Annotated in this window: 8 protein-coding genes; 7 read left to right on the top strand and 1 reads right to left on the bottom strand. The window is 46.3% G+C overall.

The features are described 5' to 3' along the window. Window positions 1–149 precede the first annotated feature (149 nt). Window positions 150–1,094 carry a hypothetical protein gene (locus F4X88_03600; GenBank protein MYA55360.1) on the top strand — a complete coding sequence of 315 codons (945 nt, stop codon included), beginning with the start codon at window positions 150–152 and terminating at the stop codon, window positions 1,092–1,094. A gap of 238 nt (window positions 1,095–1,332) precedes the next feature. Further along, window positions 1,333–2,511, top strand: coding sequence for a threonine synthase (locus F4X88_03595; protein MYA55359.1), 1,179 nt, complete (start codon window positions 1,333–1,335; stop codon window positions 2,509–2,511). Window positions 2,512–2,539: 28 nt separating this feature from the next. Here the strand turns inward: F4X88_03595 and F4X88_03590 are convergent, their stop codons facing one another. Further along, entirely contained in the window at window positions 2,540–3,265 is a 726-nt protein-coding gene (locus F4X88_03590) for a hypothetical protein (GenBank protein MYA55358.1), read from the bottom strand. A gap of 610 nt (window positions 3,266–3,875) precedes the next feature. Between F4X88_03590 and F4X88_03585 the strand changes: the two genes are divergently transcribed. The 5 genes from F4X88_03585 (at window position 3,876) to F4X88_03565 (ending at window position 9,853) form a co-directional block, all read left to right on the top strand. Further along, window positions 3,876–4,808, top strand: a complete 933-nt coding sequence (locus tag F4X88_03585) for an SMP-30/gluconolactonase/LRE family protein (protein ID MYA55357.1) — start codon at window positions 3,876–3,878, stop codon at window positions 4,806–4,808. Window positions 4,809–4,923: 115 nt separating this feature from the next. Continuing rightward, the gene (locus F4X88_03580) at window positions 4,924–7,359 is read left to right on the top strand and encodes a hypothetical protein (GenBank protein ID MYA55356.1); all 2,436 of its coding nucleotides are present in this window, start codon (window positions 4,924–4,926) and stop codon (window positions 7,357–7,359) included. A gap of 14 nt (window positions 7,360–7,373) precedes the next feature. Further along, on the top strand, window positions 7,374–7,568 hold the full coding sequence (locus F4X88_03575) for a zinc ribbon domain-containing protein (GenBank protein ID MYA55355.1): 195 nt from the start codon (window positions 7,374–7,376) through the stop codon (window positions 7,566–7,568). Next, complete coding sequence (gene holA / locus F4X88_03570) at window positions 7,472–8,992, top strand: DNA polymerase III subunit delta (protein ID MYA55354.1); 1,521 nt, start codon at window positions 7,472–7,474, stop codon at window positions 8,990–8,992. The genes F4X88_03575 and holA overlap by 97 nt, the downstream gene beginning before the upstream one ends. Before the next feature lie 93 nt (window positions 8,993–9,085). After that, window positions 9,086–9,853, top strand: a complete 768-nt coding sequence (locus F4X88_03565; protein ID MYA55353.1) for a tyrosine-type recombinase/integrase — start codon at window positions 9,086–9,088, stop codon at window positions 9,851–9,853. The last annotated feature ends 96 nt before the right edge of the window (window positions 9,854–9,949 follow it).

Here is a 9,949-nt window from a genome sequence, read left to right as displayed (position 1 = left end):
TCTGGTGGAAACCCACACTAAAAGTTTATGCTACAAAAGAGCAGTATGCGTAAGTTCTATATTTCATAAAACTAAACACCTGTGAAAACAGAAGAAACGAAATGTTAATTAGCACAAGTCGTTATCATTAATGATTTGCGGAGATAAAAATGTTAAAATATGTAAAAACAATGCTAATTATTTACCTATTAAGTGTAATTAATATATACGCTGACAAACCTGAATTAAGAGTGGTTTATTTCCAGACGGCAGATGCTGATAGCATAGATATTGGATTTCATGACGAATTGATTAAAAGTATACAATCGCATTATCAAAATGAAATGACAAGGCATGGTTATACGAATCACACATTTCCGTTTGAATTGGATAGAAATAACAAAGTAAAGATAAATATAGTCAAAACTGATAATAGGTCATCAAAATATAATAAACATATAACCGCATACAACCTGTATATGAAAAATATTAAAGATGAAATACCTATGGAGTTTAGAGATAGGAGTAATGTATTATTAATTCTATTGGGCGGAGTAGCCGCACCTCAATGGAATGGTAATATAGGTATGGGTTTTACTCGTCTTGGCGGTGACTCCGGGGGCGTGGCTATGGTGAAAACAGATATTATGAATACCCACCCTAACCATTATCTGTCCCTTATTACTCACGAATTAGGGCACGCTTTTGGATTAGATCCTGGACACAATCATGTACCTGAGTCACTTAATGGTCATTTTCAGGCATTTGGTAAATCAGTGGAAGATTGGGGTGATAAGATGAGTCTTTTGAAATCAGAGGCTGACAGATTAAAAGATAAAGGTTTGTTTAGAGTTGTGGATACGGACGATAGTATAACCGATAATTCAGCAGATATAAACCAGGATGGTTATGTGGATGTTAAAGACATTAAGATTGTTCGCGATGCTATGAAATATCCTAACCGTTATAACGCAGATGTAAATAACGATGGTAAAGTGGATCAAGCTGATATAGATGCTGTTAAAATAAAGGCAATGGAAGCCATTGTGGCAGCCGCACCTTCTCTGACAAAACGCAAAAAGATAACCACTTGGGGATCATTAAAAAGATATTAGTGCCAGATATATCACAGGGTTTCACAGGTTGGCGCAGGTTTGATTTGTTTTGCTTTTTTGATATATGGTACCTGCCAGAACATCATGCGCCTGCCAGAAAAAACGGATTTTTGAAAGACGGTTTATATAGTCCGACTCACAACCTTGAAATTAGAATTGCGTGATTAGAAATCCTAAGCCACAGTCTTCAGCGCGCGTAAGCCCAAGCATCGCGCCGGGCGAATCTACGGAAAGGGACATGAAAACTCAAACCCACCTCACCGAACCGCAAGGTAAATTAGAAATACTGGAATGTAGTAAGTGTAACAAAACTTATGACCCTCAGGTACCACAGAACGTCTGTCCCACCTGCGGAAAACCGCTCCTTGCCCGCTACGCGCTTCAACAGGTCGCAGAAACATGGACACGCGATACGCTCCAATCGAGACCCGCTTCACTCTGGCGTTATTTAGAACTCCTACCCATATCTAATCCTGCAGACATCGTAACGCTTGGGGAAACGATGACCCCCCTCATCCATACAAAGCGGTTGGGAGCAACGTTTGGACTCACAGACGTGTGGGTGAAAGACGAATCCCGATTGCCCACCGGAAGCTTCAAGGCGCGCGGTTTGGCAATGGCAGTCTCTAAGGCAAAGGCACTCGGATTAACGCAATTGGCGATCCCGTCCGCTGGCAACGCTGCGACTGCCCTCTCCGTTTACGCCGCTGCCGCAGGTATATCCGCACACATCTTTATGCCACAGGATACACCTCCCTTCAATAAAGAGACGTGCCAACTCGCTGGTGCGAACGTCACACTGATTGACGGTTTAATTAACGACGCAGGTAGAATTGTCGCAGAACGGAAGGAAGAGGAAGGCTGGTTTGATGTCTCAACGCTCAAGGAACCCTACCGCGTGGAGGGCAAAAAAACGATGGGGTTTGAGCTCGCCGAGCAATGTGGATGGGAATTACCCGATGTTATCATCTATCCTACCGGCGGTGGGACAGGTATTGTCGGGATGTGGAAAGGCTTCGCAGAATTAGAAGCGATCGGTTGGATCGGGAAGAAAAGACCGCGGTTCATCTCTGTCCAATCAACAGGATGCGCCCCGATTGTGAAGGCATGGGAAGAAGGGGCTACGGAGGCAACTCCGTGGCGTGACGCGTATACCGTTGCAAGCGGATTGCGGGTCCCACAAGCAATCGGCGATTTCCTCATTTTAGAGGCGATTCGTGAAAGCAACGGTGCAGCGATTGCCGTCACAGACGATGCTATCCGTGAGGCAATGCAACTGCTCCCTGCAACCGAAGGACTTTTGACCTGTCCCGAAGGCGCTGCAACTGTCGCGGCACTCGAACAACTCGTCACGAACGGAATGATTGAAGACTCCGAACGCGTTGTGCTTTTCAATACAGGCGGTTACCAGTCATAGACAGAAATCCCAATTAGGGATTGTTCCTTTATTTCTCAAGATAGTCGTAAGTCGGTCGCCCCGCTGTTTCCGCTTCAGATGCCTTCGTCTTGAGATGATAGCCTACCTCGTATTTACGAACCGATACGATCGGATAGGGACCGTCAAATCCTGTGATTATCCCCTTTACTTCGACCGGTTTATTGTTGTTTGCCGTATCTATCCGCAGCTGATCAAACTCAGGATTCGCGCTGAAGACGAACTTCTGTTCTTCATGTCCCGCAGTCATGGCATGATGGATATTGGAGGTGTCAGGTCGCCACCGTCGCCACGCCGGAACGTTTCGGAGATAACTTCGGGCGAAACCGGGATGTGCAAACAGCTCGCCGCGGATGGTAGCTTCCGTCTTAAGAACACGGGAGTGTCCAATGCCGTGGCGCCCCCGGAAACGCGAATCGTTCAGCTGACGCATGATGTCATAGACATCAAACGTCCGTGTTTCACTGTATTTAGAAGGACCCTGTCTGGGTTTTACTTCCACCCGTGTTGTGAAAAGGCGTTTTTTACCGTTCTTGTCAACAGGTGTATGGAATGTGATGTCCTCTGGATCCGCCCAAGGTTCCAGTAGCCGCCGAATTTGCCGCGCATCAGCATTGCTGACGACATCGGAAATTTCCAACTTTAAGACAGCCACTTCAGCCATGCTTACCATACTGATTCCAACAAACAGAAGGACCACCACAAAGGTCAGACAATAAAAGTGTGCCCGTTTCATTCTGTTTCTCCTTATTCGTAAGTTTTTCTTGCTTATACTTATTAGACACCATTCAAAGAAAAAAGTTTCAAAAAAAGTTTATGATGATTTCTGTAGGGTCGAGTCAATATAATGAATCCCTTGATTTCAGGGTTTATAGTAAAGTTTAGAATTAAAAAGACATTTTAACGCTCCGACATGCCTGCCTCACCTCGTAGGGGCGAGGTCCCCTCGCCCGCTGTCAAATGTCCCATTAATTATGGGTTTTACTATAAACGGTGAATGTCACCAGAAAGTTTACAGGGTATAGTAAAAAAACGATTATGGAAATGCTAATTTAAAGAATCAAAAACGTAGCCCGTAACGTAGTGGAGGGGTTTTTGCTTGGGGTGTTTTTGATAGGGTGTTTCTGTGTATTGCTTGGGTATTTCTGCGGATTTCCCCTAGATATACGTCGGTTAACGTTGCTTATCCAATGAACCCAACCGAACCGCAAGGTATAATTAAAAATCCTTGCCAAATTAACGGAAACTATGTTAAGATTTAAGAAATGAAGGCGTCGCTTATAGCGCGCTCTTAAACCACAGATAGCGCGCTTACAAAGCGCATACAGTAAAATCAGGAGATATAAATGATGAAGAAGATGTTTTGGGCAATGGCGTTGTCGGTTCTATGCGTTACTATCAGTTACGGACAATATAATGGAGAGTGTTGGGTCGTCAGTAAAGGAGATACAGTTTATAAATTATATGCCGATGGAAACGCCGATCCACAGGTTATTCCGAATCTACCCCAAGCAACCGCCGCCGAGGTGAATCCAGCAGATGGCGTTGTTTGGATCGCAGTTTCAGCGGCAAACACCGTCTATCGTTATAATCCAAACACCGGCGATTTTAAAGAGATTTCCGATATTAACCGTCCGAACCAGATCGCCATTAACCCCGCCGATGGTTCGGCATGGATCGCAGGACTTGATGCTGTTAAAAAAGTATCCGGTGATGGTGCCCAAGTTGTCGCTGTAATACCCGCCCATGAACCCGCAGTAGCAGTAAATCCTAAGGACGGTTCGGCATGGATAACAAACGCAAGAGGTCCTATCGCACGCTACGATGCTGCAGGAAACAAGGTCGCAGACGCACCACCGATGGGTGAACCCAAGGGTGTAACCGTTGACTACGAAGGAAATGCTTGGATCGCCGACAGTCAACATAGTGTTCTAATGCGGATTTCAGCGAGTGGACAGAAACTGGTGGAAATTACCGATATTCCGAATCCTACGTCACCGCGTATCAATGTTTCTGATGGAAGTGTCTGGGTTGTGTCACAACAGTCAATGTTAATGAACTTGGGACCAGATGGAGGCAAGAGAGCTGAGTTTCTTGCGGGAATGGCAATCGTGGCGATCAGTGTTTCACCCGCAGATGGCGGTATTTGGATAGCGGATATACTCGGAGAGACATTCCAGGGCGAAATTAGCAAATGGACATCAAGTGGACATGCGTTGTTCAAAAATCCGATCCCACAGCCTTCCTCAGTTTCCGTTGGGTTCTGGTCAGGAAACTAATATAGGACCGGTAGGAATTGCGTTGCCACGTTCGGCTGGTTGAGCGATAAATCAAAATCTGGTTGTGGCGCTCGTCGGAATCATAACAACTTCCTTGATAGAGGTGAGGTTCATCATGATTAGGTATCTTCGTTTGACGCAGCACGTCAGTTTCCGAAATCTACTGTTAAAATTGTCAATCGGAATATGTGTTATTGCCGCCTTTAGCACGAGTGGATTCGCGCAACTCCCAGACTTCCGTGTTGATGCTGATAGTATCTCCTTTTCCAATCCAACCCCCGTTGAAGGAGAAGAAATTACTATCTCAGTTGAGGTGAAGAATGTAGGGGATGGCACACAAACGATGAACCAGGATCTGGTTGTTGACCTTTACGAGGCGGATCCAGCGACGCAACCGCTTCAAATACTCTGTAAGGATGTCATCTTGGAGTTAAAACCGGGGCAGAGCAAGCGCGTGAAAACACAGTGGCAACCGCCTCCCGGTAAGACCGAAATCTATGCCGTCATCAACCCGACCGGTGCAAAACACATTGAAGAAACAGACACAGGAAATAACCTCACCCATGCCGCAATCATTGCTGAGGCGCGCATGTTCCCACCCGTCACCCCTGAACAGATCCAGAACGCGATAACGAAAGGTATTGCTTGGATAGAAGCACAACAAGGCAGGCATAGCCGAACCTGTTTGCAGTGTGGAACTGAAAACCAACTTATCTTAATCTGTATCAACTGCGGAGCGAGCCTAAAAGGTCTTGCTAAAAACTTTATCCCAGGCAAATCTTGGAATTTTGGCGAGGATCAGACACAAGAAACAGCGTTAGCGCTACAAACGTTATTCGCAACAGGACATACGGTTTCGCATCCATCCGTCCAAAAAGGCTTAGAATTCCTCTTAGAGCAGAACTGGAACGAATTCGCTGTTTACCAGTTCGCGGTGGTTATTCCGGCTTTAGTTGCGACACAAGATGTCGCTTACAGAGAGCGTGTTCAGTTTGCTGTGAATCAGTTAGTCAAAAAACAGCTGCCCGTCAGCGGCAGTGAGTTCACTGACGATCGCGACGATGGCGGTTGGGGATACGGTTATAGTGCCGATGGCGCACACATGAATATGGTTATCTATGCCCTCTATGCTGCAAAGCAGTGGGGGATTGATATTCCTCCCGACACTTGGGCACGTGCCCAACAATGGATTCGACGGAACCAAACTGAAACGGGGGGATGGCTCTACAATTTGGTTGATGACGGTTCCCCGTGGGCAATAGGGGTCTATGGAAGTATGACTGCAACAGGATTGTGGGCGCTGCGGGCGTGTGGTGTTCCCGTTGACGATCCGCAGATTCAGAAAGGTATTGCGTGGCTTAAAAAGCATTGGTCCTTAACCCGTAACCCCGGTTCTAACTCATGGCTTTATTACTATTTACTTTCGCTGCAACGGTTCTGTGATATTCCCCCAACTTTAGACACACTCGCGGGTTACAACTGGTACGATGAAATCTCACGGATGATGGTTGCTCAACAGGAATCCGATGGGAGATGGAGCGGATCTGAGAGCGATTTTTTGTCGACCTGCTTCACGGTGATGACCTTGAGTCATGCCCTGGTAGGTCCAACAGAACCGAACATCGGGATTGTTCCACGAAGTCTCCGATTTTCACCCCCTACACCACGCGTTGGCGAAGCCGTCCGACTGAGTGCTACCCTTCAGAATACGGGAACCCCGCTTGACGATATTCTTAACGTTGAGTTTTATGTTGACGATGAAAAGGTTGCTAACACCGAAGTCCTTTGGACTTCTAAACTCACAGAGACCGTCATTTCTACCGATTGGGTGCCGGCAACAGAAGGTCAGATAGAGTTTGTGGCACGTATCGCCTTCTCGGATGCAGATAACAATGATAACAGTGCTTCGGAAAAACTCACTGTGTTTCCACAATCCACTGCAGCTGCGGACGTCCAATTGGCAAAACCGACGCAAATTAGCGAAAATACGTATCAACTCGGCAACGTTATTTTTGATACCAGTAAACGTGAGGTAACGGTGCCGGGTGAAATTAACATTGTCAGTGGAGATGCTAATATTGAATTCTTTGCCTGTGGTAAACTCGGCAAAACACATGAAAGCATTTTAATCGTTGATGCAGAACCGATTTACATACTGACAGCCCTCGGTGTTTTAGATTTTATGCCCGGTATGAATCTCACGGTTGAAGGTGATCCGAGAAAACCGACAGGAGCACCCGTTGACATCTGGGTTGAATGGAATCAAGGCGCAGAAGTTATCTCGCGCCGTGCGCGCGAGTTAGTATGGAATGCCTTTACCGAACAGCCGATGCAGGAGACACCCTGGGTCTTCACAGGTGGACGGCTGAAAAACAATCAATTCACTGCCCAGCTCTTTCACAACATTATCGCCGTCTATCGCGACCCAGATTCGCTTTTCAACCACCCCTTACCGACTGGCACCGATGATCGAACGTATCGTGTGAATACTGATGTAATCCCACCCAAAGGCACAAAGATAAAACTCATCATCCGACCTACCACAGCTTAAATAAAGGGAAAACAATGCCAATTTTTGAATACCACTGCAATGATTGTGCAGCTGAATTTGAGATACTTCAACGCGCCAGTGATTTCAGCACAACTCCCAAATCTCCGCCAAAATGTCCGAAGTGTGGCGCATCGAATTCAACGAAACGCTTCTCTGCGTTTGCTACCACAGGCACGCAGAAGGAAACCGCCAGCGACAACGCAACCTGAGCGATTCCAACTGGCGGCAGTTTGCCCCAATGAAACAGAAACCTACAAAACCCGCACCGAACATCCTTCGCGAGATCCAAGCGAACAAAGTCCTACCGGTATATCTCCTCTGTGGCGAGGAAAGTTTCCTCATTGAAGGAACCCTCAAACAGATGCTTGATCACCTCTTGTCCCCTGAAACACGCGATTTTAACCTCACCTTTCTTGATGGCACTGATATAACAATTCGAGAAATTCTCAGTCAAGTTGACCTCTACCCAGTCATGTCAAAATGGCGAGTCGTTGTCGTTCGCGACGCTCCCTTTTTTAAAACCCAACAACGCACAACACCGATAACGCTCCTCCGAAATGCGTTCAAAATTGAAATTACAGATCCACAAAAATCTATCTCTACAATGGCAAAAGTATTAGAAGTGAGTCCTCAACAAATCGCCGAACTGCATTTTGACTTCGCAAACGCAGTTGAAGCCCTCACTGATGAGTTAGGGACGAAATTAACCGACGAAGAGCGCGGGTTTTTACAACGCTTGCCGGGAATCGCCCAACAACTGGATATGCTTGGCACTGAAACCGGCACCAGTGATGACATTGACTTACTTCTTGAATGGCTGCAAGCCGATCTACCGGAAAATAGCGTTCTGATCTTTATAGTGCGTGGACCCGTGAACCAACGCAACCGACTCGTCAAAGCGATTGAGAGTGTAGGACGCTATAGGTCCTTTGATCCAGTGGAAGCCGGTCCATCGTTGAACCGCGACCCACTGTATAAAAAAGTCTCAGAAAAGTTCAGTGAATTCAATAAACAGATTACCCCCCGCGCTTTCACGCAACTCAGGACTCGCACCGGGGGCGATATGTACACAATTGCCGAAGCGATCAACAAGATCATTGATTTTGTGGGTGACAAGCGTCAAATTGACGAAAACGATATCCAGAATATCGTGACACAGAACACATTTGACAGTATCTTCGACCTCACCGATGCGATTGGAAGGCGATCCATCGGACAGGCACTGAAAAGTCTCCACGAGGTGTTAGCAAGCGGACAAGAACCCATTTTGGTTAATTCCACGATCACACGTCAATTCCGATTTGCCCTCCAAGCGAAGCTCATCGCAGACAGGAAAGGGATTAGACCCTTCCGAAGTCGGATGTCATTCTCGGTGTTTACGCAGAATATCTTTCAACCCCTTGTTGAAGAAGTCGGGCGTTTTTTGCCGAAGGCAGCGACACATAACATTCTGAAGCAGAACCCCTATGTCGCATACAAAGTTTTTCAGACACTCCACGCTTTCACTGCTGAGGAATTAGTCGTTGCGATTGAGAAAACCCTTATCGTGGATATCCAATTGAAAACAAGTGAACAAAATGAGACCGGTATTCTGGAGCAATTAGTGTGTGAACTTTGCACCACCCCGAGATAGAGCAGATCGTTTCCTACAACACAAAACTTAGAAACCGATAGAATATGATGCCGTTTTAAATATTATACACGCATAGAAGCAGGGAGTTTTTTTATGAAAGGTACAAGACCTTTAGACAACGCCGAAATCCGTAAGGTATCAGCGGCTTTTGACGGGACGTTTGCTATTCGGAACAGGAGCTTGTTTATGCTCGGTGTCTCTGTCGGTGGACGGATCAGTGAACTGATCGCTCTGAAAGTAAATGATGTATGGCAGAACAGCAAACCCGTCTCTGATTTGCTGTTTGATCGAAACATCGTAAAGGGCGGCGAGGTATCCAGAGCCGTGCCTGTAAACACAGATGGCCAACAGGCAATAGCGAATCTTATCGCTTGGCATCTTGAACTCTATGGAAATACCGATCCGACCCGTCCATTGTTCCCGTCCCGAAAAGGGCAAGGTTTGAAAGCGATGTCGAGAATAGCAGCGCACGATGCGTTAAAGGACGCGTTTGAGACGGCGGGACTCAACGGAAAACTCGGCACACATTCCCTGCGAAAGTCTTACGCGCAGCGTCTCTATGAACACACGAACGATATTTATGCCGTCCAAGAAATGTTAGGGCATAAAAGCGTCGTAACAACCCAGCGGTACTTAGGCGTAAACTATGCAAACGTGCGCGATGCCTCGGAGGCGATGTCGATTCATTCCGAATCTAACAAAAGTACGAAAACGTTAGGTTCGGTAAATGAAGCCTCGGATGACGTGCTTTTAATCGAATTGCTCCGGAGAGGTTATGATGTCGCTCGCGTGCTCCAAAAGAACGATACAGAACAACATTTTCAATTGCCAAATGAAGTAACTTCATCAAAATTCGTTTAATTCAATTGATTCGCCATTTTTTTTATCGTCAAGTGGATTCGGATTTATAGTAAAGTTTAGAATTAAAAAGACATTTTAACGCTCCGACATGCCTGC

The sequence above is a fragment of the Candidatus Poribacteria bacterium genome (assembly GCA_009839745.1).
GTDB lineage: Bacteria > Poribacteria > WGA-4E > WGA-4E > WGA-3G > WGA-3G.
This window is presented reverse-complemented; position numbering and strand designations above follow the sequence as displayed.